Source organism: Nodularia sp. UHCC 0506, assembly GCF_034931045.1.
GTDB lineage: Bacteria > Cyanobacteriota > Cyanobacteriia > Cyanobacteriales > Nostocaceae > Nodularia.
On record NZ_JAYGHH010000006.1, the window covers coordinates 148,327 to 174,437 of the forward strand.

General features: G+C 41.6%; 23 protein-coding genes. 14 read left to right on the forward strand and 9 right to left on the reverse strand.

The annotated features are described in order from the left end of the window. On the forward strand, window positions 1–1,294 hold a 1,294-nt coding region (gene speA, locus VB654_RS06850; RefSeq protein ID WP_323212866.1), incomplete at its 5' end, for a biosynthetic arginine decarboxylase. 222 nt (window positions 1,295–1,516) lie between these two features. Here speA and VB654_RS06855 read toward each other — a convergent pair. Together VB654_RS06855 and VB654_RS06860 are read right to left on the reverse strand one after the other, a co-directional pair. Next, window positions 1,517–2,686 (reverse strand): NDP-sugar synthase, encoded by a 1,170-nt coding sequence (locus VB654_RS06855; RefSeq protein ID WP_323212867.1) that lies wholly within the window; start codon window positions 2,684–2,686, stop codon window positions 1,517–1,519. 217 nt (window positions 2,687–2,903) lie between these two features. Beyond that, the gene (locus VB654_RS06860; RefSeq protein WP_323212868.1) at window positions 2,904–3,701 is read right to left on the reverse strand and encodes a ScpA family protein; all 798 of its coding nucleotides are present in this window, start codon (window positions 3,699–3,701) and stop codon (window positions 2,904–2,906) included. 76 nt (window positions 3,702–3,777) lie between these two features. Between VB654_RS06860 and VB654_RS06865 the strand changes: the two genes are divergently transcribed. Beyond that, on the forward strand, window positions 3,778–4,011 hold the full coding sequence (locus VB654_RS06865) for a hypothetical protein (protein ID WP_323212869.1): 234 nt from the start codon (window positions 3,778–3,780) through the stop codon (window positions 4,009–4,011). Between the two features lie 49 nt (window positions 4,012–4,060). Here VB654_RS06865 and VB654_RS06870 read toward each other — a convergent pair whose 3' ends face one another. Continuing rightward, window positions 4,061–6,217: a polyribonucleotide nucleotidyltransferase gene (locus VB654_RS06870; protein WP_323212870.1), complete on the reverse strand. Its 2,157-nt coding sequence runs from the start codon at window positions 6,215–6,217 to the stop codon at window positions 4,061–4,063. A gap of 101 nt (window positions 6,218–6,318) precedes the next feature. Beyond that, a complete protein-coding gene (locus tag VB654_RS06875; protein ID WP_323212871.1) occupies window positions 6,319–6,864 on the reverse strand; it encodes an N-acetyltransferase in 546 nt (181 codons plus the stop codon). 317 nt (window positions 6,865–7,181) lie between these two features. Between VB654_RS06875 and VB654_RS06880 the strand changes: the two genes are divergently transcribed. The 4 genes from VB654_RS06880 to argB all read left to right on the forward strand — a co-directional run bounded on the left by VB654_RS06880 (window position 7,182) and on the right by argB (window position 13,426). Further along, on the forward strand, window positions 7,182–10,412 hold the full coding sequence (locus VB654_RS06880) for a DEAD/DEAH box helicase (RefSeq protein WP_323212872.1): 3,231 nt from the start codon (window positions 7,182–7,184) through the stop codon (window positions 10,410–10,412). Between the two features lie 183 nt (window positions 10,413–10,595). Then, a complete protein-coding gene (locus VB654_RS06885; RefSeq protein ID WP_323212873.1) occupies window positions 10,596–11,531 on the forward strand; it encodes a DUF4351 domain-containing protein in 936 nt (311 codons plus the stop codon). Window positions 11,532–11,612: 81 nt separating this feature from the next. Further along, complete coding sequence (locus VB654_RS06890) at window positions 11,613–12,452, forward strand: SWIM zinc finger family protein (protein ID WP_323212875.1); 840 nt, start codon at window positions 11,613–11,615, stop codon at window positions 12,450–12,452. An 80-nt stretch (window positions 12,453–12,532) separates the two neighbouring features. Then, on the forward strand, window positions 12,533–13,426 hold the full coding sequence (gene argB, locus VB654_RS06895; RefSeq protein ID WP_323212876.1) for an acetylglutamate kinase: 894 nt from the start codon (window positions 12,533–12,535) through the stop codon (window positions 13,424–13,426). Here argB and VB654_RS06900 read toward each other — a convergent pair. Continuing rightward, window positions 13,423–13,956 (reverse strand): hypothetical protein, encoded by a 534-nt coding sequence (locus VB654_RS06900; protein ID WP_323212877.1) that lies wholly within the window; start codon window positions 13,954–13,956, stop codon window positions 13,423–13,425. The two genes, argB and VB654_RS06900, sit on opposite strands and share 4 nt — an antisense overlap. A 170-nt stretch (window positions 13,957–14,126) precedes the next feature. On the opposite strand from VB654_RS06900, the gene VB654_RS06905 reads away from it, so the two are divergent. Together VB654_RS06905 and VB654_RS06910 are read left to right on the forward strand one after the other, a co-directional pair. Continuing rightward, complete coding sequence (locus tag VB654_RS06905) at window positions 14,127–14,645, forward strand: tetratricopeptide repeat protein (RefSeq protein WP_323212878.1); 519 nt, start codon at window positions 14,127–14,129, stop codon at window positions 14,643–14,645. Between the two features lie 16 nt (window positions 14,646–14,661). After that, window positions 14,662–15,564: a DUF3153 domain-containing protein gene (locus tag VB654_RS06910; RefSeq protein ID WP_323212908.1), complete on the forward strand. Its 903-nt coding sequence runs from the start codon at window positions 14,662–14,664 to the stop codon at window positions 15,562–15,564. Between the two features lie 57 nt (window positions 15,565–15,621). On the opposite strand, the gene pdxH is transcribed toward VB654_RS06910, so the two are convergent. Next, complete coding sequence (pdxH, locus tag VB654_RS06915; RefSeq protein WP_323212879.1) at window positions 15,622–16,266, reverse strand: pyridoxamine 5'-phosphate oxidase; 645 nt, start codon at window positions 16,264–16,266, stop codon at window positions 15,622–15,624. An 87-nt stretch (window positions 16,267–16,353) separates the two neighbouring features. Here pdxH and VB654_RS06920 point away from each other — a divergent pair, with 87 nt between their 5' ends. Continuing rightward, a complete protein-coding gene (locus VB654_RS06920) occupies window positions 16,354–16,617 on the forward strand; it encodes a DUF3146 family protein (RefSeq protein ID WP_323212881.1) in 264 nt (87 codons plus the stop codon). 14 nt (window positions 16,618–16,631) lie between these two features. Here the strand turns inward: VB654_RS06920 and VB654_RS06925 are convergent, their stop codons facing one another. The 3 genes from VB654_RS06925 to ntcA form a co-directional block, all read right to left on the reverse strand. Beyond that, window positions 16,632–17,078 carry a pre-16S rRNA-processing nuclease YqgF gene (locus VB654_RS06925; protein WP_323212882.1) on the reverse strand — a complete coding sequence of 149 codons (447 nt, stop codon included), beginning with the start codon at window positions 17,076–17,078 and terminating at the stop codon, window positions 16,632–16,634. A 40-nt stretch (window positions 17,079–17,118) separates the two neighbouring features. Beyond that, window positions 17,119–18,504: a DUF3084 domain-containing protein gene (locus VB654_RS06930; protein ID WP_323212883.1), complete on the reverse strand. Its 1,386-nt coding sequence runs from the start codon at window positions 18,502–18,504 to the stop codon at window positions 17,119–17,121. A gap of 249 nt (window positions 18,505–18,753) precedes the next feature. Then, on the reverse strand, window positions 18,754–19,425 hold the full coding sequence (gene ntcA, locus VB654_RS06935) for a global nitrogen regulator NtcA (protein WP_271762028.1): 672 nt from the start codon (window positions 19,423–19,425) through the stop codon (window positions 18,754–18,756). Window positions 19,426–19,800: 375 nt separating this feature from the next. On the opposite strand from ntcA, the gene fabI reads away from it, so the two are divergent. From fabI to VB654_RS06960, 5 genes are all read left to right on the forward strand, one after another. Then, window positions 19,801–20,577, forward strand: coding sequence for an enoyl-ACP reductase FabI (fabI, locus tag VB654_RS06940; RefSeq protein WP_323212885.1), 777 nt, complete (start codon window positions 19,801–19,803; stop codon window positions 20,575–20,577). Between the two features lie 66 nt (window positions 20,578–20,643). After that, a complete protein-coding gene (gene hisB / locus VB654_RS06945; protein ID WP_323212886.1) occupies window positions 20,644–21,264 on the forward strand; it encodes an imidazoleglycerol-phosphate dehydratase HisB in 621 nt (206 codons plus the stop codon). A gap of 240 nt (window positions 21,265–21,504) precedes the next feature. Further along, on the forward strand, window positions 21,505–22,485 hold the full coding sequence (locus VB654_RS06950; protein WP_323212910.1) for an ABC transporter ATP-binding protein: 981 nt from the start codon (window positions 21,505–21,507) through the stop codon (window positions 22,483–22,485). Between the two features lie 637 nt (window positions 22,486–23,122). Further along, window positions 23,123–24,637 carry a polysaccharide biosynthesis/export family protein gene (locus VB654_RS06955; protein WP_323212912.1) on the forward strand — a complete coding sequence of 505 codons (1,515 nt, stop codon included), beginning with the start codon at window positions 23,123–23,125 and terminating at the stop codon, window positions 24,635–24,637. 121 nt (window positions 24,638–24,758) lie between these two features. Beyond that, window positions 24,759–26,111, forward strand: a 1,353-nt coding sequence (locus VB654_RS06960; protein WP_323212888.1) for an alpha/beta hydrolase, incomplete at its 3' end; no start/stop codon positions are given.

Here is a 26,111-nt window from a genome sequence, read left to right on the forward strand (position 1 = left end):
AAGTACTCAAGGTATGGGACGTTGGGGAACATCCACAGGCGATCGCGCTAAATTTGGTCTGACAATTCCCGAAATCATGGGAGCTGTCCACAAACTCCGCGAAGCTAATTTACTGGATTGTTTGCAGTTGATGCACTTCCACATTGGCTCCCAAATCTCAGCCATCAATGTCATTAAGGATGCCATTCAAGAAGCCAGCCGTATCTACGTAGAGTTAGCCATGCTAGGGGCAGATATGAAATACCTCGATGTTGGCGGCGGCTTGGGTGTAGATTATGACGGTTCCCAAACCAACTTCTATGCCTCCAAAAATTACAATATGCAAAACTATGCTAACGATATCGTGGCAGAGTTAAAAGATACTTGTGCAGAGAGACAAATACCCGTACCAACACTGATTAGCGAAAGCGGACGTGCGATCGCCTCCCACCAGTCAGTACTCATTTTTGATGTTCTCAGCACCAGCGATGTACCTCTAGAATTACCAGAACCCCCACAAGAAGAAGAATCCCCCGTAATTAAATATTTGTGGGAAACTTACCAATCCATCAACCAAGAGAATTATCAGGAATTCTTTCACGACGCAGCCCAATTTAAAGAAGAAGCCATCAGCCGCTTCAACTTAGGAATTCTGCGTCTCGAAGAACGAGCCAAAGCCGAGCGACTCTACTGGGCTTGCTGTCAAAAAATCCTGAACATCACTAGACAGCAAGAATACGTACCCGATGAATTGGAAGACCTAGAAAAAATTATGGCCTCCATTTACTACATCAATCTTTCAGTGTTTCAATCAGCACCAGATTGTTGGGCAATAGACCAACTATTCCCCATCATGCCCATACACCGCTTAGACGAAGAACCCATACGACGAGGAATATTAGCAGACCTCACCTGTGATAGTGATGGCAAAATTGATCGCTTTATTGACCTCCGTGATGTCAAATCGGTTTTAGAACTGCACACCTTCAAGCCAGAAGAACCCTACTATCTGGGGATGTTCCTCAATGGAGCGTATCAAGAAATCATGGGCAATTTGCACAACTTGTTTGGTAATACCAACGCAGTTCATATCCAACTAACACCCAAAGGCTACCAAATTCAACATATCGTCAAAGGCGACACAATGAGAGAAGTAGTCAGCTATGTACAGTATGACTCTGAAGATATGGTAGAAAGTATCCGTCAACGTTGTGAGAAAGCCTTAGAAGAAAAACACATCACTCTAGCTGAATCTCAGCGATTGCTACAAACCTACGAGCAGAGTCTAGGAAGATACACGTATCTGAATAGCTAGTACCGCAGGGGGTAGGGGGAAGAAGCAGGGGAGCAGGGAGCAGGGAGCAGGGGGGAAGAAAATTTTCCATCTCAATACCCAATAATACCCATTCCCCCTTCCCTAGTACAGCACGGCGTAAATAGACAGACCATTCAAAATCAATGAAAAGCCTATCCTAATAGAATAAGTTTTTTGACTTTTGACTTTTGACTTTTGACTTCCGTCCTGCGGTACTATTCCCTAAGTTGCATTCGTCCCCAACAAGTCCTCAATCGCTTGACGCTCAAAAGGTGTTTCGGATGGTGGAGTTTGACGAGCATCAGTAATTAGCCAATCTAAAGCAGCAGCTTGAACGTCTATAGCATCACCCGTTTTATCCACGCAATAACGACCAAAAACTAACTTATCAACCAGTCTGACTCCTGGGCCTAATCGTGACCATTCAAAAATTACACTGTTCTCAACTGTTGCGCCATCACAGATCCAACAATTCGGGCCAATCATCGCCGGGCCAACAATTTTAGCACCGTCTTCAATCCTGGTCATGCCACCAATATAAACTGGGCCTGTGATATCCACCTTATCCCAATTCACCGCCACATTTAAGCCAGTGTATATACCAGGAGCGACTTCATTACCAGGAATTTGCACATTTTTAATATCACCTCGCAGTACACCATTAATAGCCCGCCAGTAGTCTGGTACTTTACCAATATCTACCCATTCAAAGTCCATCGCAATGGCGTAAAAGGGCGCACCAACTTCTACCAATTTGGGAAATAACTGGCCACCAATGTCATATTCAACACCAGAAGGTATGTACTCAAACACCTCCGGCTCAAAAATATAAATACCAGTGTTAATGTTGGTGCTAATAGCTTCCTCTTTTGAGGGTTTTTCTTGGAAATCTATCACCCGACTATCTTCGTCAGTGACTACTACACCATAACTGGAAACCTCTTCAATTGGTACTGATTTGGTAATGATGGTGGCAATTGACCCTTTGGATTTATGCCACTTCACAGCCGCAGATAAATCTAAGTCAATCAGAGCATCACCACACAACACCACAAAGGTATCATCAAAGAATGGTGAGAAGTCTTGGATACGCCGCATTCCACCAGCTGAACCAATGGCTTCTCCTACTAGTTTGCCGTCATCATCAATTTTGCCTTCAAAAGAATAAGCAATTTCTACGCCAAACCGTTGACCATCACGAAAATAGTTTTCAATTTCCTCCGCCAAATGGCTAACATTAACCATAATTTGGTTAAATCCATGTTGGCGCAAAAGTTCCAGGAGAAATTCCATCACTGGCTTTTGCAAGATAGGAATCATCGGTTTGGGAATTGTATAGGTAATGGGACGCACACGAGTACCCTTACCCGCCGCGAGAATCATAGCTTTCATAAAATTTTATTCCTCAAACACAAGCCAGTTTACTTTCATGGAGTGATACTTAATCATCAGTTTTAATTTCTGCTCTAAGTAACCCCTAAAAAAAGGGATAACAGGAATTTGTTGGTTATTGCAACCTTTTAAGTATGACCAGATGACAAGTAACCGATTATAATTTTAACTAATCCGCGTAATTTACCAGTTTTTTACAAGCTGCGTGCAAGAACGCTTAAGCTAAGTCTGTAAGTAACCGGATTTTAATTTCCTGATAAAACTCGTCTTGTAATAACTCGACTTTGGATTGAGATGAAAGCAGTAGTAGGGCCCAAAAAACACTAACTGTGTGGCTATTTTCTGACTCATGAGGAGAGTTATTTTGATGTGGTTGTTTTGTTTGAGTCCACAAATCTACTAATTGTTCTAGATTTAAACAATCCTGTTCTTTAAATAGCTCTTTTGCAGAACAATGCAACACTTGCTCTAGTTCCCCAGCTACTTCCGTCAGATTTTCCTGGTGAGCTAATTCTAGCGCCTGTCGCATATTTTGGGCGCTGGGCTGACGTTTGTGGCGAACAGATTTGCTGGATTTCTGCACAAGTTGGAGCTGGTTCGCCATAATCTGCAATTGCTTGATTAACTCTTGCAGAGTTACACGACGCTTTGCCGGTGGCATTGCTGACGGACGGCGGCGCAGGTGTCGCTCTAATTGCAGACGATGAGCATGATGTAATAATCCATCTTCACTGGCTGCGAGGGCATCATCTGCGAGATCATCCTGTGTATTATCTACTGAAGTTAACTGCATTAACGTGTTAGCCTTGAATAATACCAGCATCGATGCTGATAAAAAAGCCTGTCCCGATTGCGACAAGTCGGACTCATAGCCTTTAGCTGTGGCTTCCGGTGCCATTAGTTCTAGGTAACGGTCAATCACATCAATTACCTGCACATCCCAAGGATCGATGTCGCCTTGTTCTGCCTGCGAAATCAGGTGTGTGATTGTTTCTAATAACTCGGAAGCATCCATAAAATTTTGTCAAAAACTTTGAGCCTGCATAAGCAAACTTTGTTCCTATATAGCAACTGCCAAGGAATTTAGGACATTGTTGATTGCTGAAAGCCTTGAAGCAAATTGGTTTCTACTCAACACTCAGCACTCAGCACTCAGCACTCAGCACTCAACACTCAGCACTCAGCACTCAGCACTCAGCACTCAGCACTCAGCACTCAGCACTCAGCACTCAGCACTCAACACTCAACACTTTGCCATATCCGCAACTCCAGTCCTTCGGCTGCTTTGCCTATTTGAAATTTCTGAAACCCACGGCGATGCCTAATTGCCAGGCATCGCGGATTTTAGATAAAAATCTAAAATCCCCAATCGATTTATCGATTTACTGCCGCAGCTTCTCGCGCCGCAGTTGCTTGGTCTGGGTGGATACCCAAGCGTGTCAGATTAATTCGTCCTTTATTGTCAATTTCTCGCACTTTGACAATTACTTCATCTCCAACAGCTACTTCATCTTCAACTTTGCCAACGCGATAGTCAGCTAATTGAGAAATGTGAATCATGCCTTCTTTTCCAGGCAGAAATTCTACAAATGCACCTATAGGGATAATCCGAGTTACACGTCCTACATAAACATCACCTTCGTGTAACTTCCGAGTCATGCCTTGAATGATGTTACGAGCTTTCTTCGCCCTACTTTCATCCACAGCCGAAATCGTGACGGTGCCATCATCCTCGATGTCTACCTTTGCACCAGTTTCTTCAGTGATGCCCTTAATGGTTTTGCCTCCGGGGCCAATGACCAGACCAATCATGTCTGAATCAATCTTAATGGTCAATAGACGTGGGGCATAGGGTGAGGTTTCAATGCGTGGTTCTTCAATAGTCTGGAGCATTTTATCCAGAATATGCAAGCGCGCTGATTTAGCTTGGTGGACGGCTTGGGCAATAACGTCTAATGACAGACCAGAGATTTTCATATCCATTTGCAAAGCGGTAATTCCGCTATCTGTGCCGGCGACTTTAAAATCCATATCGCCTAAGAAGTCTTCAATGCCCTGAATATCAGTCAGAACTCGTACTTCGTCACCTTCTTTAATCAGACCCATTGCTGCACCGCTTACGGGTTTGAGAATTGGTACACCAGCATCCATCAAGGATAGAGTGGAACCGCACACCGAACCCATAGAGGTGGAACCGTTGGAAGAAAGCACTTCCGAGACTACACGAATCACGTAAGGGAATTGTTCTTTTGGAGGTAATACAGGGATTAGCGCTCTTTCGGCTAAAGCACCATGACCAATTTCGCGTCTTCCTGGGAAACGCATCGGTTTAGTTTCTCCAACTGAGAAGGGAGGGAAGTTGTAATGATGTAGGTAACGTTTGGATTGGTCTGTTTGCAGGTCATCGTTGAGATTTTGGGCATCTCCAGGAGTACCAAGGGTACAGGTGGATAATACTTGGGTTAATCCCCGATTAAATAAACCACTGCCGTGGACTCGCTTAGGTAATACACCAACTTGACAAGAAACCGGACGGACTTCATCAAGTTTACGACCATCAACACGCACGTTGTCGTCAACGATTTGACGGCGCATGAAGTGTTTTGTAATGTCTTTAAAGGTGTTACCAAGTGCCTTGCTGTTTGCAGTTGCAGCTAGTCGAACTTCGTTTTCTTCTGGCAATTCCTCAATGGCATTAGCAACTTGATCCTTCACAGCATCCAAAGCTTCATCCCGTTGGGCTTTGCTGTATTCAAATTGAGACAGAATTTTCTTAATTTCATCGCTGGCGCGATCGCGGATATAATTGCTCAGAGTTGGATCTTCCTCTGGTGGTGCTTCTTGCACAACTTTCAGACCCATTTCCGCTAATAAATCTTGCTGCGCTTTAATTAAATCTCTGACTGCTTCGTAGCCGAAATCAATTGCTTCAATAATATCTTGCTCTGGCAATTGATTAGCTCCCGCCTCCACCATGATTACACCATGGGGTGAACCAGCTACAATCAGATCCAAGTCGCCATTCTCAGTTTCGGCATAGGTGGGATTGATAATGAAATCATCACCCACTAAACCAACCCGTACTGCCGCCATTGGTCCGTTAAACGGAATTTGTGCCATCAAGGTAGCAATGGAAGCGCCAGTCACCGCTAGGACATCAGGTGGTACTAACTCATCCATCGATAGAGTGAAGGCAATGATTTGCAGGTCGTCCCGCAACCATGAAGGAAACAAAGGTCTCATGGGTCGGTCTATGAGACGGCTGGTCAGAATTGTTTTTTCTGGTGGACGACCTTCTCTCCGCATGATTCCTCCAGGAATCCTACCTGCGGCATACAATCTTTCTTCGTAATCTACTGTCAGGGGAAGAAAATCAATTCCTTCTCTGCCCTTTGAACGTGTAGCCGTCACTAAAACAGATGTGTCCCCTGATTCTATTAAAACTGACCCACCAGCTTGGGGAGCTAGTAAGCCTACTTTCAGTCTAATATCCCTACCATCGAAGGATATTGACTTATCAACTTCTGCCATTCAGTTTTTTTTCCTTCTCTTTTGCTTTTCTCTTTCTGTGGCAATCCTAACATTTCTGCCCTCAGACTGGCTTCTGGTACACACAAAGATAAACAAGTTGTTTAACGCAAAGCCCGATAGAAAATTAGCGCCTCTACTACCTGCCCATCTGCTAGCTTCACTGCACGCGGAATATTGCCAATAATATCAAATCCCAAAGACTGCCAAAGTTTAACTGAAGGTATATTAGTTGCAAAGACCAAATTGAACATCACTGCTTCATAGCCCAGGTTTCCTGCTATCACTAGCATGGTTTCGCCCATGAACCGTCCAATACCCTGACCACGTAACCCAGGTTGTACAATAAAACCAGCGTTGCAAATATGGCTACAGATACCGGGGAAGTTTGGCTTTAAATAAAATGCCCCCAGCACGTCTTTTGACTTGTTTGTAGTACCTTGAGCAGATGTCCTGACCACAAAGGCATCCTGACTCAACCAATAAGCTGCAAATGCCGCCTGCGACAGAGGTTTATTTTGAGGATAGGTTTTACCTTCATTAATTACTACATTTAGTAATGACCTCACCGCCTCCTGTTCTTGGGATTTCATATAATCTAGCTCTACTACTAACCCATTTTTTAAAACTTTAGAAAAAGGCAATTCCATGATCAAAATATTCTATGTTATTTAACTTATTTTTCTGGAAGTTTTTTGGATTACAAAAGTTCCAAACAATGATGTTATTTGAAAATGGCCACAAATAAAAAATGATGATATTAGAATTCCCTGGAAATAAAGCTGCTACAAATATTTTAATATATATTTTCATGTAGTTTTTGCTATCGTCATAAATTAACTTGTTAATCAAAAAAATGTTACAATGACAATATATAAGTATGCACGAGAAAATGAATATCTTGTTACTATCAATTTAAATTACATATTTAAGACTTTAGCTTGATTAAATTTTAACTAGTTAGCACATGGCAATTTTACACGGTAATTGGTTACTAAAAAATAACAATAGTTGTTTATTTATTTGGGGTGAAACTTGGCGTTCATCACAAGTGAATTTAGGTACTAGTGCATCACAAGATATACCACTACATCCATTGGCAATGACACCAGTTGACTTGACTGAGTGGTTAAGTTTTCAAAATATAAAAATTGCTAAACTAGGGCAGAAAACCCCAGTTGCTGTAGTTGCCACAGGGCGAACTAGTAAAAATAAAATTTCTACGAAACCAAGCTTGCAAACGCAATCTCAAATTATTGACTTACCAACTCATATTATAGAAAATAATCATCAAGAAATAGAATTTATTTCACCTTTACATTCTGCTACTTTGGGAAATGAAATAAATTCACCCCAATATCTGCAACCGTGGCGAGTTGAAGGTTTTTGTCTCAACCCCACTGAAGCGATCAAATTTCTTGCTACTGTCCCTTTAAATGCTGCTAGAGAAGAAGATACTTTATTTGGTGGAGATTTACGTTTTTGGTCACAAATTGCCCGTTGGAGTTTAGATTTAATCTCTCGGTGTAAGTTTCTCCCAACTATCCAACGGCAAGCTGATAATTCTATTGTTGCTAGTTGGCAAGTGCTTTTAGACAGTGCAATGGATGGAACACGGCTGGAAAAATTTTCTGCAAAAATGCCATTAGCTTGTCGTACTTATGAACAAACTGATGAATTTGAAGAAAAATCTTTAGCGGTAGATTTCCCAACTGAACCGCAAGAATTATTATTAGGATTTCTTAACAGTACCATAGATGCCCAAGTGCGGGAGATGTTAGCTTCTCAACCGCTACTAGAAACTAGGATGTTGGCATCTTTACCATCTGCGGTGCGACAGTGGTTGCAAAGTTTAACGAGTACATCTCACACAGTGAGTGCAGATGCAATGGAAGTAGAAAGATTAGAAGCGGCATTGAAATCTTGGACTATGCCACTGCAATATCAACTGGTAGGAAAACCGTTATTTCGTGCCTGTTTTCAACTGCTTCCGCCTGCGTCTGGCACAACAGATTGGATATTGGCATATTTTCTCCAAGCTGCCGATGATCCCAATTTCTTAGCAGATGCTAAAAGTATTTGGAATCACCCAGTTGAACAGTTAGTTTATCACAATCGCACCATTGATCAACCCCAAGAAACTTTATTGCGGGGGTTGGGGTTAGCTTCGCGATTGTATCCAGTTATTGCACCTAGTTTAGAAACAGAATATCCCCAATCTTGTCGCCTCAGTGCATTACAAGCTTATGAATTGATTAAATCCGTTGCTTGGCGATTTGAAGATAGTGGTTTGGGGGTAATTTTGCCTCCTAGTTTAGCTAACCGTGAAGGATGGGCGAATCGTTTGGGATTGAAAATCAGTGCTGAAACCCAAAAGAAAAAACAGGGACGTTTGGGTTTACAAAGTTTACTAAATTTTCAATGGCAATTAGCTATTGGTGGACAAACTATTTCTAAAACTGAGTTTAATAAACTGGTAGCTTTAAATAGCCCACTAGTAGAAATTAACGGTGAATGGGTGGAATTGCGCCCCCAAGATATTAAAACTGCACAAACGTTTTTTGCTTCTCGTAAAGACCAAATGGCACTTTCTTTGGAAGATGCTTTACGTCTAAGTTCTGGCGATACCCAAGCCATTGAAAAGTTACCTGTGGTTAGCTTTGAAGCATCTGGGACATTACAAGAGTTAATTGGGGCTTTAACCAATAATCAAGCTATTTCACCCCTCCCCACACCTGCCAATTTTCAAGGACAATTACGACCTTATCAAGAAAGAGGTGCGGCTTGGCTGGCTTTCTTAGAACGTTGGGGTTTGGGTGCTTGTTTGGCTGATGATATGGGATTGGGGAAAACAGTTCAGTTAATTGCCTTTTTACTGCACCTCAAGGAACAGGATGCACTAGAAAATCCTACTTTACTTGTTTGTCCAACTTCTATTTTAGGTAACTGGGAACGGGAAATTAAAAAATTTGCTCCTACTCTCAAAGTTTTACAGCACCATGGCGATAAACGTCTTAAAGGTAAAGCATTTGTAGAAGCAGTCAAAAAACACGACGTAATTATTACCAGTTACTCACTCGTTCACCGGGATATTAAATCTTTGCAGAGTGTCGATTGGCAGACAGTTGTATTAGATGAAGCCCAGAATGTTAAAAATCATGAAGCTAAACAATCACAGGCTGTAAGGGAATTAAAAACTACATTTCGGATAGCTTTAACAGGAACACCAGTAGAAAATAAACTGCAAGAATTGTGGTCTATTTTAGATTTTCTCAACCCTGGGTATTTGGGAAATCGCCAATTTTTCCAAAGACGGTTTGCTATGCCAATTGAAAAGTATGGTGACACTGCATCTTTAAATCAATTACGGGCTTTAGTTCAACCGTTTATTCTACGTCGTCTAAAAACAGATCGTGATATTATTCAAGATTTGCCAGAAAAGCAAGAAATGACGGTTTTTTGTGGTCTTGCTGCTGAACAAGCTGCACTTTATCAACAAGTCGTGGAAGCATCTTTAGCAGAAATTGAATCTGCTGAGGGTTTGCAGCGTCGAGGGATGATTTTAGCTTTACTCGTCAAACTTAAACAAATTTGTAATCATCCAGCCCAATATTTGAAAGCCTCGACATTAAAAGAACATAGTTCTGCTAAACTGCAACGGCTAGATGAAATGCTAATGGTAGCTTTGGAGGAAGGCGATAGGGCTTTAATTTTCACTCAATTTGCTGAATGGGGTAAGTTATTAAAAGCCCATTTACAGCAAACACTTGGGAAAGAAATATTCTTTTTATATGGTGGAAGCACTAAAAAACAACGAGAGGAAATGATTGACCGTTTCCAACAAGACCCTCAAGGACCCCCGATTATGATTCTTTCTTTAAAAGCGGGTGGGGTAGGCTTGAATTTAACTAGGGCTAATCATGTCTTTCACTTTGATAGATGGTGGAATCCCGCAGTGGAAAATCAAGCGACAGATAGAGTATTTCGTATTGGTCAAACTCGAAATGTGCAAGTGCATAAATTTGTCTGTACTGGCACGTTAGAAGAGAAAATTCATGACATGATTGAAAGTAAAAAACAATTGGCTGAACAAGTTGTTGGGGCTGGTGAAGAGTGGCTAACTGAAATGGATACAGACCAACTACGTGATTTACTCATTCTTGATCGTAGTGCGATAATTGAAGAAGATGAAGTTTAAAGAACAAGAAAGTAGTATAAGAACCCCACCCCCAACCCCCTCCCATATCAAAGGTTTATCCTTTTCGGGGGGATTGAGGGGGGTGCGAGGAGGGGGCTATGATATAGCTTATATGATTAGGAAAAGCCATATGAAAATAGCACCGCAATTAAAGCTTTTTTCTAATTTTATTTAGATAACAAGATGACAAACAAGATAGACCATGACCGCTTATTCAAAGAACTAATATCAAATTTTTTCATAGAATTTCTAGAACTATTCTTTCCTCAAGTTCTCGAATATGTAGACACTACATCAATTACATTTTTAGACAAAGAAATATTTACGGATGTCACCGCAGGAGACAAATATGAAACAGACCTAATAGTTAAAGTTAAATTTCTAGGTCAACCGTCTTACTTTGTGATTCATATTGAAGCCGAATCAGGTGCAAGACCGAAATTTAATCAAAGAATGTTTCGTTATTTTGCGAGATTAGATGAAAAATTGGACTTGCCAATATATCCGATAGTTATATTTTCCTACGACTCACCCAAAACCGTAGCCGTGAATAACTATCAAATCAACTTTCCTGATTTTGAAGTGCTAAAATTTAATTATCAAGTAGTGCAACTCAATCAACTCAACTGGCGAGACTTTTTAATTCGTCCAAATCCAGTTGCATCGGCTTTGATGTCAAAAATGAATATAGCACCAGAAGATAGGCCAAAAGTCAAGGCAGAATGTTTAAGGTTATTAGTTACCTTAAAATTAAATCCAGCCAAAATGCAATTGATATCAGGGTTTATTGACACATATTTGAGATTGAATAAAATAGAAGAAGAGAAATTTCAAGTAGAAATAGGTACATTAATCAAAGAAGAGAAGGAGGAAGTTATGCAAATTGTCACCAGTTGGATGGAAGAAGGAATTGAGACAGGCATTGAAAGAGGCATTGAAAGAGAAAAAAATTTGATTCTCAGGTTAATTAATAAAAAGTTTGGCCAAATTGATAGAGAATTAGAAACTGAAATCAGAAGTTTAAATATAGAAGTTATTGAGGCTTTAGGAGAGGCAATATTTGATTTAAATACTGTAGAAGATTTACAAAGTTGGTTAAATAATTTACAACAAGTTTAAGCTAGGTAGATATGGCTTGCCATAAGCCTTTTATTACTAGGATTTTGCTTGTATACCTGAGCCAAATTTTTGTATTTATTTATGAATAACGATACCTTACAAGCAAGTAGAGAATGGTGGTCACAAAAGTGGCTAGAGTTACTGGATTCTTATCGGTTTAAAAAGCGTTTGGAACGAGCGAGAAATTATTCTCGTCAAGGTAATGTTTTAAATATTGAGTTTACAGGGGCAAAGGTTTTAGCTAGAGTCCAAGGTAGCGAACCTGAACCTTATAAGGTTTCTCTTTCTATTGACCATTTTAGTGAGGAAGAATGGGGTTATGTGATTGAAACTATGTCCCAAAGGGCGATTTTTGCAGCCAAGCTGTTAGCTGGGGAAATGCCTCAAAATATTGAAGAAGTTTTCACAGCTAATGGTCTGTCTTTATTTCCGTTTACACTTGCTGATGTTCACAGTAAATGCTCTTGTCCTGATAAAGCCAATCCTTGTAAACATATTGGTGCTGTATACTATCAGTTAGGCGATCGCTTCAGTGAAGACCCTTTTGTACTGTTTCAATTACGCGGCCGCACTAAAGAACAAATTATCAGTGATTTACGTCAGCTACGCGGTGCTAAGGTCGAAGTGACAGCACCTAAAACACCTGATATTAAACAAACGACAACGACTCACCCGCAATTTTCTGTTAATCTTGGTGATTTCTGGCAATATCATGAACCTTTAGAATCTTCTTTGGTGGTGATTACGCCGTCGAGTAGCGAAACAGTATTAGATGTATTGGGGGCGATTCCTTTAGCGAAAACTGAAGAAGGATCAGTAACCTCAACATCTGGTGATGTGGTGACAAAATATTTAGATACTGTCTATAAACAGGTAAGTCAGCAAGCAATGTTAGCTGCGATGAATATGGGAGGGGGTTGAGGTCTGAGGTGGGAAAGATTGTTGCAGGTTCCAAATTCTTCTAAACTGACTAAATAAGTTTTAAATCTCAATAGCCCCTCGTGATGGATAACGATTCGGAATATATCAGGGAAACGGAAGCTACTCGTGTCCGTGTACTCAGTGAAGCACTACCTTACATTCAACAATTTGTGGGTCGGACTGTTGTGGTGAAATATGGTGGTGCAGCTATGAAAGATAGCACCCTAAAAGACAAAGTAATGCGGGATATTGTCTTTTTATCCTGCGTTGGCTTGCGTCCCATTCTGGTACATGGTGGTGGTCCAGAAATTAATAGTTGGTTAACTAAACTGGGTATCGAAGCACAATTTAAAAATGGTCTGCGTGTCACCGATGCGCCCACTATGGATGTAGTGGAAATGGTTTTAGTCGGTCGAGTTAATAAGGAGATTGTTTCCCTCATTAGCCGGGCTGGGGGTTTGGCGGTGGGTCTTTGTGGTAAGGATGGTAATTTGATTACAGCCCGTCCCCAGGATCAAGAAGGTATTGGTTTTGTAGGGGAAGTCAGTAGTGTAAATATTAAAATTTTGGAAACTCTTTCTAGTAGTGGCTATATTCCGGTGGTGTCTAGCGTCGCTACAGACGAAAAGGGACAGGCTTACAATATTAACGCTGATACGGTGGCTGGGGAAATCGCTGCCGCTTTGGGTGCGGAAAAGTTGATTTTACTGACTGACACGCCAGGTATTCTCAAGGATTACAAAGATCCATCTAGCTTGATTCCTAAAGTCGATATTCGCCAAGCCCGTGAATTGATTACCAATGGTATAGTTAGCGGTGGGATGATTCCAAAAGTGAATTGTTGTGTGCGCTCGCTTGCCCAAGGCGTAAGTGCAGCACATATAATTGATGGTCGCATTCCCCACGCCCTACTCTTAGAAGTCTTTACTGACGGTGGTATTGGTACTATGATCCTTGGTTCCCAGTTTTCCTAAAACGGTGAATAATCTGAGTTTAAATCGGGATAGTTCAAAATTACGCGCGTTTTTGAAGCGCTGCTGCTAGTAGATCGTCCTGTGGATCTGACACGATGTCGATTCATTCTCACCTGCGATCGCACAGCGCTGTTACCAGCAGATCGCCTCCTCAATGGTGTATTTTTCTGGGAATTATGATTAAAAATCACGGGATTAACTAGGGTTGAGTTCCGAAATATGGGATTAATTAAAGTTGAATTAATCAACCCAGAATTAGGGTTCACATTTGGCTTAAATACAGGATAAGAGTGATAGTCGCGATCGCTGCTGCGTCTGGGAATTAACCCTGTGCTTGGATTGACAGGCATGGGGGTAGGAATCGGACTACCATAAATAAAAGAACCAACAGCAGGCGGCTGATTAATTCTCACAGTGTTATTAATGATGATGACACGCTGGGCAGCCACTGGGGTAATTGTAGCGCTGATGACAGAGCAAATTATTCCTATTCCTAGCCAATTCAGTTGTAAATGCTTGATTTTTAGCATATTTTTGCTCACCTGCATTTGATAATCTGAATTTTTTTCAGTAAATAGCCGCAGCTACTTGGTTAAAATTTTAAACGTTAATCAACTTCCATTTTGTCAGCTTTTCAGAAAATTCTCAAAAAATTGCTGACATCGACAAATTTCAAGCAGTGCTGATTGGTGTGTAAAACGTGAGTACAGAAAGTTTAGAAATTGCCAGAAGTCGTTATCAGGCTGGAAAACTTAACTTTGAAAATGGGAAATATCGAGAAGCTGTAGAAAACTTGGAAAAAGCCAGCGCCTTGTTATCTCGAAATTCTCGCCTTGGAGGTGAAGTTGAACTCTGGCTGGTAACAGCTTATGAAGCAGCTGGGCGGACTGAAGAAGCGATCGCTCTTTGTCAACAACTCCAACGTCATCCTTTCCCAGAAACCAGCAAACAGGCAAAAGAGTTACTTTACATTTTAAAAGCCCCGAAACTCCAACGCCCCAGTGAGTGGATGACGGAAATCCCAGATTTAGGCACATTGTCTGATAATGATGCCAAAATTCGGGCATCTGGAAATTACGCAAAAGCTTCTCGTCAAGCACCTACTGAACCAGAATTAGCAGACCTTAGCCAAGTGAATACCCAAGATAATCGCTTTATTGGGGTAGCACTAATTGTTATTGTGTTAACACTCTCGTACTTGGCTTGGTTGAGTTTTTAGTTTTTGGGAGATTATGATGAATTATTCTATTTTCAGAAAGATTTTAGTGAGATTCACCAAAGCATTCAGTTTTGTGTTAATCAAAATGGCATTATTCATCAAGCTGATCAGTCGGAGTCTCATTCGTCGGATCTTTCCGATCAAAAATCCTATTTTGTGGCTGGTTCTGTTATCATCACTGCTGCTAACCGGTTGTGTTGATTACGATGCCGGTGTTACCTTCAATAACTCAAATAGTGGCGAAATCGTACAACATATTAAACTGGGAGAACGACTCACCAGCTTTAGTGGTGACTATGTATATGAATGGTTACATAGCATAGAACGGCGCACCCGTCAACTAGAAGGTAAAACTCAACGGATTTCTCCAGAAGAAATTATTGTAAAAATTCCTTTTAGTAATGGTCAAGAGTTGCAAGAAAAATTCAACGATTTTTTTAACTCTCGGACTAATCAAAAAGCTGAGGCTTTGCAGAAAGCATCTACATCAGAATTACCGAAAATTGAATCTAATTTACTCATCAATCAGAACAATTTTGTGCTGTTAGTGAGGAATCGCTTAATTTATGATTTAGACTTGCGATCGCTCTCCTTAATTGCCAGCAGAGGTAACGTATTATCTGACACTGGTTCAATTCTCGATCTAGAATTTAGCATAAAAACCCCTTGGGGAGCTAGAAATATTCAACGAACTGAAACCGCTATCAATCCTCAAAAGCAAGGTAAGCAATTAGTATGGCAACTCCAGCCAGGTCAACTCAACCACATAGAAGTTATTTTCTGGCTACCTAGTCCCCTGGGTATTGGTGGTTTGTTAATTATCCTGTTCATCTGGGGAGGAATTTACCTGAGATATACCTTTATGCCAGATCCCAGAGTTCAATTTGCATCTGATACCAAAGCAGCAGCCACGGAATAAGAAGCAATTTTAGATTTCAGATTTTAGATTACATGACAATCCAAAATCCAAAATTATTCATGGTGATAAGCGCTCAATTTTCCAACTGTGATTATCACCGCGAGTATACAGCAAGCGGTCATGCAGACGACTGGAGCGACCTTGCCAAAACTCAATTTTGCTGGGGATGACTCGGTAGCCTCCCCAATGAGGTGGTCGAGGAACTTCCTGATTTTTATATTTTTCCTGAAATTCCTGCAATTGTTGTTCTAAAACTTCTCTCCCCCAGATTACCTGACTTTGATGAGAAGCCCACGCACCTAAACGACTATTGGGTGGACGCATCTCAAAATAACTATCAGACTGTTCTGGGGCAATTTTTTCGACTGTCCCCACAATTCTGACTTGACGTTCCAATTCCGCCCACCAAAAAACTAAAGCTGCTTGAGGATTTGCTGCTAGTTCTTGTCCTTTATGACTGTTGTAATTAGTGAACAAAACAAAGCCCCGTTCATCGAAATCTTTCAGTAATACCATTCTGGCTGAAGGCTGACCATCTGGTGTAGCAGTAGCCAGAGTCATCGCATTCGGTTCAGGAAGTTGGGCTGCTAGTGCTTGTTCAAACCATTTTTTAAACTGAATAAAGGGATTAGGGTTAATCTCGGCTTCACTCAAACCTTCCAAGGTGTAATCTTTGCGAAGGTCTGCTACGGTCTTGTCCATGTCAATTTGTATATTTTAGATAAGTTTGGTAAATAAAAGAAGTAGCCTATTGATTGGGCTGTTATCCCACACGTGACATAAAGCATTGTGAGTGCCAAACGTCTTCCAGAAACTACCGCCCATGTCAGAATTATCCGTCAATCGTGGCAACTCGGCTTTCTTGAGGGGGAAGTAAGTGCGGGTAGCTTTGAGTGGCATTTTAAATGGCATTTTCGCCGAGGAGAACTGTCTGTAAAGCCGTCCCAAGGTCGCGCCCTGATTAAAGAACCTCTCGGTCGTTTCTTAGAACAGCAAGATTATCAGCTAGAACCTGGGGGAGATTATGCTTTTACTATTAGGGCTGAACTTTAGTCATTGTTAATGGGTCAATCTTCAACACTAGTAGTTAGGCGATTTAAGTATCTTTCAATTAAGAGGAGGGCAACTATGTCGTCTATGGGTCTTGGTGGCTGTCTCATGCCCTGTGGTAAGAGTTTTGTTAGCCCTTTGGGTGGATACATCTGCCAGTAGCGATCGCGTGCTTCTAAGGTGCTGTAACGCTCATCAACTAAAATTATACTTAGCTGCTCGATCAAGGCCTCACGCAGTTGCTGTTTCCACTGTTTAGAGGTGGTTTGATCACCCATGACTAATAAGGAGACGGGAAACTGTTGACGCAGGGTTTCAATGGTGGCGATCGCCTTTTGTGCTGTCACAACCTGGTGATAGTACAATTGCCGATCTAGTCCCATGACTGCTAAACCACACTTATCTTTACCGGGATCAAAGCCCAAGATGACTGGTTGTGTTGGTGAAAATTCACTAAAAGTCATAAAAAATACACTTAAATTATTTGAATCTTCTGTTTATTTCTTAAGTGCTAAAAACAACTACGCCGTTAAAAATTGCCAATAACTTAATTCTTAAAGGGCCTGCTGTATAAGTATCCTCCCTAGCGATCGCTTTAATTTCTAATGGTTGCTCATACTGTCTTAATTGTAAGAAAAAGCGTAGATGAGAGCCTTCTCTTAACACACCCTCGACAATCCCGGCATTCCGCGCCCGAAATTCCGCAGCCGAAATGATCAAATCCAGTCTTTGCGATAGCTGATAGGATGACATAATTTTGGGATTAGCAGTAGTTGTCGCTAGTACCTCGCCTTCGGAAAAAACCAATTGATTTCGGGCTGCATCCGCAAAAAATTCTATCTGGTCTTCTCCCCTCACATAATTGCCAGCAGAGAAGATTCGCACCACATACTCTCGACCGTCGTTAATTTGCTGGCTGAGTTGCTCTACTCTTTGTTGAGTAATACCCAGTAACTCTTTATTTGTCGGTTTTTCTCCCGGTTCTGTTAATTGAATATTGGCATTCTGGTTAGCTATTTGCAAAAGCTGCATGACTGCTTGACGAGCTTCACTGGCTTGATTAACGCGAACCACGTTCGCAGCTAAAACTTGATTGCGAACCAGTGCTAACTTACCTAGACGCAGGTCACGGTATGACTGATAAAATTTTTCTAGCCTTGCTACTTCTTGTTCTAAATAATTCTGTTGTTTTTCCAATTCTTTGAGGCGAGATTCCCTTGTGGCTATCACTTGCTCTCGCGAAGCAATTTCTTGATTGCGTTTTTTGATCAATCCATCCAATTGGGCAATTTTGCGATCGCGTTGGTTAATAGCTGTTTTAGCTTCTGCGTACAGCCGTTGCCGTTCTGCTCGGAGTTCCTCAATCGCCCCCTGCAATGTCTCTCTCTCATCATAAACACTTTGCAGTTCAGTTAAGGCTCGTCGATACTGGCTCACCAGTTCAGCTAACTGGTTTTGGGTGCGTTGAAGTTGAGTTTGTGTGGCTTCTTGTTTCGCGTTAGCTGCTTGCAAGGATTTGTTAATTACCTGTAAGTCTCGCTGTGCTTTGGTTTGCTCAGTTCTAGCTGTACTTAACTCAATCTCTACTTGACTTTTTTCAGTTTCGGCAGTTTTTAGCTGTTCCCGCTTATTTCTCAGGTCTTTTTGAATATCTTCAAGCTCAAATACCCCTTGGCGCAGTCCTTTATCAGCTGCAAATAAGATTCCTAATGTTGATGCCGAAATTAACCCACCAGTAAAAATAGTTACTAGTACAGCCGTTTTTTTCGGACGCAGGTTAAATAGTGAGAGGCGTGCTTTGCCAACTCGTGTGCCAATGCGATCGCCCACGGTGGCAATTACGCCCCCCAAAATTAAAATTGCTGCTATCAGGATGTACCCGGTGGTCATCTTCAGCTACCGTTCACCTAGTGTGCCGGAGGCATAATGCTTCCAGATACAGCCTACTACTTTCATTCATTACCTTTTGATATTCCCACTATCACCATAGTGGAATTCTACAAAGATTTTGCTTTGTATCGCAATTATCGAGGCGTTAAACCCTGTTGGTTTAGGTGTTGAGCGTTTATTTGACCGTAGTCTACACTTAGGCTTTAACGTCTTTACTGACCCCCTGATTTTACCATATTCGAGGGAAATTCAAGTGAACTGCTTACTTAAGGTGACAGGTTTATGCACGGTAATCTTCTTTTTGTGGATTGAAATCATCTGTTTTTCACGCAAGTCCCCTAGTAAACGAGTTACAGTTACACGAGTTGAACCAATTGCTTCTGCGATCGCCTGATGAGATAACTTCAAATCAATCGTAATCCCATCAGCACAAGGAACCCCAAAATCACGACAAAGAATTAACAGAAAACTCACCAGTCTTGAACCCATATCACGGTGAGCGAGAGTTTCGATCATCATCTCTGTTTGGAGAATCCGCGAAGAAAGGCCTCGCAGCATCAACATAGATAATTCTGGATTTTCCTTAAACGCTTGCTCAACCTGTTCAATTGGCGCTGACAGTAACTCTACAGGTGTAAATGCCACCGCATGATAGAATCTATCGGATTTATTTCCCGTCAGTAATGACAACACACCAAAAACACTATTTTCCCGCAGCAGTGCTACCGTTATTTCCTCTCCTGCCTCATACACCCTGGAAAGTTTCACAGCACCCTTTAAAAGAAAATAAACTCGTTCAGCAGGATCGCCGGGAAAAAATATTGTTTTATTGCGTTCAAATGTTTCTACAACTGGAGGAAATGCTCCGGTCGCCATCTGACGAAATACATTTGCTAGGGCTTTATCTTGTGTCACGATCATCTCCCTTCCCCTACCCAATGCCGGAAAAACAAAAACTGATTACCTAAGAATACACCTGAAAAATCAATAAAGCACCGTCAACCTTTCTGTGCATTCCTATACTCAAAGCCACAACTTCGCAGTTATTTGTTCATAATGATACATAATTTTTGATGTTTTTAGCGAGTAGTTGTTATAAGTTCTTGCACAGTTGTGGTCATCAGGTTTTTTCCCCAAAAATTCACGATATCTTGAGAATATCTTCAGGATTATCTGGAGAAACTTTTCAAAAAACAGTTCTCCTAATGATCATTTTTGCAAAAGTTGTGCAGAACTAAGACAAACTCGCCTCAGATTCTAGTATGCTCCTAATGATTGATCACATTCACAATTTTTATGCTGAATCTGACTGGAAAAAACGCCTTAGTTACAGGGATTGCCAACAACCGTTCCATTGCCTGGGGGATTGCTCAACAACTGCACAAAGCCGGGGCTAACCTGGGTATTACCTACCTGCCAGATGAGCGCGGCAAAATGGAGAAAAAAGTGGCGGAGTTGGTGGAACCTCTCAACCCCAGTTTATTTGTTCCCTGTAATGTTCAAGATGATGCACAAATTGAATCTACCTTTGCCGCCATCCGGGATAAGTGGGAGAAATTAGATATTCTCATCCACTGTTTAGCCTTCGCTAACCGAGATGATTTGACTGGCGATTTTAGCCAAACCTCACGTTCTGGTTTCAAAACGGCGTTAGAAATCAGTACCTATTCGCTAGTGCAGTTAAGCGGTGCGGCCAAACCCCTCATGACAGAAGGTGGTAGCATTATCACTTTGACATATTTAGGCGGCGCGAAAGCAATTCCTAACTACAACGTCATGGGAGTAGCTAAAGCCGGATTAGAATCTAGTGTACGTTATTTGGCTGCTGAACTGGGGCCAAATAACATTCGAGTCAATGCCATTTCTGCCGGGCCGATACGTACATTAGCTTCTTCAGCAGTAGGCGGAATTTTAGATATGATTCACCATGTAGAAGAAGTAGCTCCCCTACGGCGCACTGTGACGCAGCAAGAGGTAGGCAATACTGCGGCTTTCTTGTCTAGCGATTTAGCCAGTGGCATTACAGGGCAAGTTTTGTATGTAGATGCAGGATATGAAATCATGGGAATGTAGTCATTAGTCATTGAGATACATCTTCTCCCCCCTGCACCCTGCCCCTGCCCCTAATACCCTTTAACTATGCAAACAGATTGCCTAAGTTCAACTGAAACTGCTCGCACTGCTTCTGTTCATCGCACCACTGGCGAAACTGATATAAAAGTTACGATCAACTTGGATGGTACAGGCATCTGCACAGCAGCCACCGGGATTCCGTTTTTGGATCATATGTTGCATCAGATTTCTTCCCACGGGCTGATTGATTTAAATGTCCAAGCCCAGGGAGATTGGGAAATTGATGACCACCACACCAATGAAGATGTGGGTATCACTTTAGGGCAAGCGTTTAGTCAAGCTCTAGGTAACAGAAAAGGTATCGTTCGGTTTGGGAATTTTCTCGCCCCATTAGATGAAGCTTTAGTGCAAGTGGCGCTGGACTTTTCTGGTAGACCTCATCTGAGCTATGGTTTGTCAATTCCTACTCAGCGAGTGGGAACCTATGACACTCAGCTAGTTCGGGAATTCTTTGTCGCCTTGGTCAACCATAGCCAAATGACACTGCACATTCGTCAACTAGATGGCATTAACTCCCATCATATTATTGAGGCGACATTTAAAGCTTTTGCTAGGGCAACCCGCATGGCGGTGGAAATTGATTCTCGTCGTGCTGGTACAATTCCCAGTTCTAAGGGTATCCTATAGAATGTCAAGGTTAAAGGAACCACTGAGCTACTCAATTTGTGATCATTGTCAAACTTAGTGGTGTATGAAAGTGCTGAGTGGGTAGGGGGCGGGTTTTGGCAGTGAGTCTGTAGTCCGTCGAAATCCTTGGTAAACCCGTCCGTATAGGCAGGGGAATGCTGAGTATCAACCCAGCTAATTCAAGGACTTCCAGCAATCAACACTGACATGATCGCCTTGGCAGTTGTTATAATTGTGGCTATGAAGTCTGGTGTAGATATCCCTGATCCTCAACTAAATACTATTGATAATCCGCCAGTAGTCCTCACTGCTGATTTGCGAAAAGTTTATCGCACGGGTTTTTGGCTGAATCAAAAAATTGTCTCGCTCAAAAGCTGTTCGGTTCAGGTCTACAAAGGCGAAACCTTTGGGTTATTAGGGCCAAATGGGGCTGGCAAAACTACCCTATTAAAACTGTTGCTGGGAATTATCCGCCCCAGTTCAGGTAAGGGTGTATTATTGGGTCAGCCATTAGGCGATCGCTCTACTAAGCAACTTATTGGCTACCTCCCAGAAAATCCCTATTTATATGACTATCTGACCGGCTGGGAATTTATCCAGCTGGCGGCGGGTTTATTCCAGATTCCTCGGAACGTGCAACGCGATCGCATTCCTCAACTGCTAGAATTAGTGGGTTTATCCCTAGCCGATGCCCGCAAAAAGCCGATGCGTCGCTATTCTAAGGGAATGTTACAGCGTGTAGGCATGGCACAGGCGCTGATTAATGATCCTGAACTAATCTTCCTCGATGAACCCATGTCTGGTTTAGATCCCATAGGACGCTACCAAATGCGGGAAATTATTCTATCGCTGAAAGCCGCAGGTAAAACTATTTTCTTCAATAGCCATATTTTGAGTGAAGTTGAACAAATTTGCGATCGCGTGGCTATCCTCTCTCAAGGTGAATTAATTTGTTCTGGTTCTCTCGATGAACTCTTAGGCAGTGACAACACTTACCATATCAAAGGTCGAGGTGGTGACTCCGAAGTTCTGAAACAGTGGCTACCTAATCTAGTTTTTGAGGGTGATGGTTCTTGGCAAGGCATACTCCAAGCAGATTACTATGATTTCCTTGCTAGTCTCCGATTGATGAGGGGGCAAATAATCTCTATAAACCTATCTCGGCATTCCCTAGAAGATTTTTTTATGCAACAGTTACATCATAACAAAAATGTTCATTAGAATTACGTAGAAAATTGGCATAATCAAGCTTGATCAAGGAGTGATTCGCTCAACTTACAAATTAGAAAACAACATCTTAAAATCTGTGATCATTGAATCATAAATGCAACAGTATTTATCATCATCTGATCTTTGCTTAATTACTTAATAGCTGTTTTGAGCGTGAGTGAAAACAGTCTTGATAGCTGGCGGTTTTGCAGTAAGGGCGGGTATGACTAGGCCACACAAGTTATAACAAATATCCTGAATGACCAACAAATAATTTTAATCAACCTGCCTCTACTTGCTTTATACTCAGCAATCAAAACTTTGCTCAATTCCTCTAAAAATGACGGATAATTGTTTTCACTTCCTAAAGTTGCTATTTTATACCTTGTAAAAATTATGATTGGCTTTTAATTTAACTTAACTAAAAATTACAAAATAAAAAATAATATGGTTCCAAAAAATGGTACTTTGCTAGAACTTTACTAAAATTTTAAGAATAAAAAATAATATCACTCCGGAAAATTACACTTTGCTAGGAAAATAAGAATGTTGGGGCAATTAATTCGAGGAACTTGAATAATTAAGTATAGTCAATAATCAAAATATTTAGACAACTATGCCGACCACAGTCTCAGCTTTTCAGGTAAATATGCTTAACATCGGTTTGTTGAAATTCATCACCCAGCCCTTTTTGGGTGTAGCTTTGTTAACGGCTTTTAATATTGCTGTACCTTCTGCCAGTGCAGTGCAGGAAAAATTAGTAGCACAAACAATACAACCAACCTTCCCCTCAGCAGAATCAGGATCTCCAAGTACACAACCCATATTTTCAACACAACAAGGGTCATCAACTATCCCCATAGATACTAACTATACGTTAGGAGGGGGTGATCTGATTCGTGTAAATGTATTTGAAGTACCAGAATATACTGGAGAATACCAAGTACCTCCAGGTGGATCAATTAACCTACCTTTAATTGGCAGTGTCCCCGTTTTGGGTCTAACAACCGAACAAGCTGCTGATGAAATTGCTAACAGGTATTCTCGCTTTCTCAAACGTCCCTTAATTTCAGTTAACCTGTTATCGCCTCGGCCGATTAATATTTTGGTTGCCGGAGAAGTTACACGTCCAGGGTCTTATACTCTGAACTTACAAGGAGGTGCGGGTAATAATCCCGGTGTACAATACCCAACCGTGTTATCTGCACTAACTACAGCTCAGGGTGTAACCTTGGCAGCAGACGTAACTAAAGTTCAATTAAGACGTAGGATAGGACGTTCCTCCGAGCAGGTCGTGAATCTGAATTTAAAGGAACTAATCCAGACAGGTCGCATAGACCAGGATATTACTTTACGGGATGGCGATACCATTGTTGTGCCAACTGCAACCACTTTTAACATTGCAGAAGCCCGAAATTTATTTGCAGCTAACTTTGCTGCTAGTCCAAACACACCGAGGACTGTAGCTATTATTGGTGAAGTTAATCGTCCTGGTTCATATCTAGTTGGCCCAACTGTCGGCGGAGCAGAAGGTGGTGCTGGTGCTGGTAATATTCCGACTCTGATGAGAGCGCTGCAAATAGCTGGGGGAATTACATCACAAGCTGATATTCGTAATCTCAAGCTGCGCCGACCCACAAGAACCGGTACAGAACAAAATATAGATATCGACCTCTGGAAATTATTGCAGTCTGGTGATATCAATCAAGATATCATTGTACAGGATGGAGATACGATTTTTATACCTACCGCCACTGAAATCAATACAGCAGAAGCGACTCAATTAGCTGCCACTACTTTGTCTCCTGCAACAATTCAAGTTGGTGTGGTGGGTGAAGTCAAAAGTCCAGGAACCGTGGATATTAAGCCTAATAGCTCCTTAAATCAAGCGTTGTTGGCTGCGGGTGGATTCAATGATTCTAGAGCCAAAACAACTACCGTGGATTTGGTTCGCCTTAACCCTAATGGTTCTGTCACCAAACGGGCAGTCAAAGTTGATTTTTCTGAAGGAATTAATGAAGAGACTAATCCCATACTCCGCAATAATGATGTTGTCATCGTCAACCGTTCTGGTTTAGCTAGAACAGGCGACAGTGTTGGTGCAGTAATTAATCCTTTAGGGGGTTTACTGGGAGTATTCAGGGCTATATTTGGTTTCTTTTAAGTAGGATTGATTATAAAATCATGAGTTTGAAGTTGTGGAGACTAACTAGTACAGCAGATCGCAACTTCAAACCCATAATGGTAGTCAATAGATTGACTTACCTTGAAAGTGGTTTGATTCTATGTACTCTTGGCTAGACAAAAATCCACCTCGAATATCTTTAATTAAAGGATTACTGTGCAGTTTGACTCTGACTGTAAGTTGCAGCGTGGGTATTCCTTCTACTCAGGCAGCAGAAACAGTGACTATTCGCTTGGGGCCATTTCAGCAGTCTATAGCGATCGCTGATTTAGAAAAATTTGCCAAAACGGGAAAACTACCAGAACACCTGCAAGTTTATAGCTTTGTCTTAACACCCCAGGTAGGAGCATTCCTGCATCAAAGATTGGAATTAAATCCAGATTTAGCCGACAAATTCGTTGATCAGCTAATGCGTTCGCCACAAGGTAAACAATTAATTACTTCTTTGAGAGCAGCAATCCCAGATAGCACTATAGAAGGACTGCAATCAGCGCTCTATCTCTCCCTACGTCAAATCAACGGTTTAAGCGCAATAGGTCTGTTACGAGCCTATCCCCAACAAAATATTACTGTAGATGCAACTCAAGCTCTACAAATCGCTATCAACTTTAACGCCAATAACTTGCAAAACCAGGCCTTTGGGATTTTGCTAGAACAAGAATTATTAGTAAAAAATAATACGCCTTTTCAGCCCACCTTTGACCCAGCAGCTACAGGAAAAAACACTGTTCAGCAACAGACACTCACTTTTCAAGACAGACAACGAAATCGCAGCATTCCTGTAGATATTTATTGGAGTCAAAGTTACACCCCAGCACCACTGGTAGTAATTTCCCACGGATTTGGAGCCAATCGGCGATTTTTTAGCTATTTAGCGCGTCATTTAGCTTCTCATGGAATTACCGTTGCCGCACTTGAACATCCTGGTAGTAATTCTGTAGCCATCAATAACGCTGCAAATCAAATGAATTTGGCGCAACTACTACCAGCTAGTGAATTTATTGAACGACCAAAAGATGTGAGTTTTCTGCTCAACGAACTAGAAAAACTCAATACTCAATCGGGACAACTTCAAGGAAAACTGAATACAGAGCAAGTCAATGTGATTGGTCACTCTTTAGGAGGCTATACGGCTTTAGCCTTAGTTGGTGGAGAAGTAGATTTAAAAGAACTGCGGGAGTTCTGTCAGGCTTCTCTTTCTTTTGGAGAATCACCAGGCGATTGGTTACAGTGTGCGGCAGCTAGTTTAAAAGAAAATAAGCCACGTTTGCAAGATCAGCGAGTTAAAAGTGCGATCGCACTCAACCCCCTTGTTGGTAAACTCTTTGGTACAAACGGTTTAGCTCAAGTTAGCAAACCTGTATTAATGTTAGCAGGAACTGAGGATGCACTCACCCCAGCCTTAACGCATCAGATCAGACCTTTTCAGCAACTCCCAGCGTCTAAGTATCTG

What these genes read in the sequence shown, in the direction of transcription:
- VB654_RS06910 (WP_323212908.1), top strand. Translation starts at nt 14,662, where the DNA reads ATGAATTATTCTATTTTCAGAAAGATTTTAGTGAGATTCACCAAAGCA.
- VB654_RS06880 (WP_323212872.1), top strand. Translation starts at nt 7,182, where the DNA reads ATGGCAATTTTACACGGTAATTGGTTACTAAAAAATAACAATAGTTGT.
- VB654_RS06885 (WP_323212873.1), top strand. Translation starts at nt 10,596, where the DNA reads ATGACAAACAAGATAGACCATGACCGCTTATTCAAAGAACTAATATCA.
- ntcA (WP_271762028.1), bottom strand. Translation starts at nt 19,425, where the DNA reads ATGATCGTGACACAAGATAAAGCCCTAGCAAATGTATTTCGTCAGATG.
- VB654_RS06870 (WP_323212870.1), bottom strand. Translation starts at nt 6,217, where the DNA reads ATGGCAGAAGTTGATAAGTCAATATCCTTCGATGGTAGGGATATTAGA.
- VB654_RS06860 (WP_323212868.1), bottom strand. Translation starts at nt 3,701, where the DNA reads ATGGATGCTTCCGAGTTATTAGAAACAATCACACACCTGATTTCGCAG.
- VB654_RS06875 (WP_323212871.1), bottom strand. Translation starts at nt 6,864, where the DNA reads ATGGAATTGCCTTTTTCTAAAGTTTTAAAAAATGGGTTAGTAGTAGAG.
- VB654_RS06855 (WP_323212867.1), bottom strand. Translation starts at nt 2,686, where the DNA reads ATGAAAGCTATGATTCTCGCGGCGGGTAAGGGTACTCGTGTGCGTCCC.
- fabI (WP_323212885.1), top strand. Translation starts at nt 19,801, where the DNA reads ATGCTGAATCTGACTGGAAAAAACGCCTTAGTTACAGGGATTGCCAAC.
- VB654_RS06900 (WP_323212877.1), bottom strand. Translation starts at nt 13,956, where the DNA reads ATGCTAAAAATCAAGCATTTACAACTGAATTGGCTAGGAATAGGAATA.
- hisB (WP_323212886.1), top strand. Translation starts at nt 20,644, where the DNA reads ATGCAAACAGATTGCCTAAGTTCAACTGAAACTGCTCGCACTGCTTCT.
- pdxH (WP_323212879.1), bottom strand. Translation starts at nt 16,266, where the DNA reads ATGGACAAGACCGTAGCAGACCTTCGCAAAGATTACACCTTGGAAGGT.
- VB654_RS06950 (WP_323212910.1), top strand. Translation starts at nt 21,505, where the DNA reads ATGAAGTCTGGTGTAGATATCCCTGATCCTCAACTAAATACTATTGAT.
- VB654_RS06925 (WP_323212882.1), bottom strand. Translation starts at nt 17,078, where the DNA reads ATGACTTTTAGTGAATTTTCACCAACACAACCAGTCATCTTGGGCTTT.
- VB654_RS06955 (WP_323212912.1), top strand. Translation starts at nt 23,123, where the DNA reads ATGCTTAACATCGGTTTGTTGAAATTCATCACCCAGCCCTTTTTGGGT.
- VB654_RS06890 (WP_323212875.1), top strand. Translation starts at nt 11,613, where the DNA reads ATGAATAACGATACCTTACAAGCAAGTAGAGAATGGTGGTCACAAAAG.
- VB654_RS06930 (WP_323212883.1), bottom strand. Translation starts at nt 18,504, where the DNA reads ATGACCACCGGGTACATCCTGATAGCAGCAATTTTAATTTTGGGGGGC.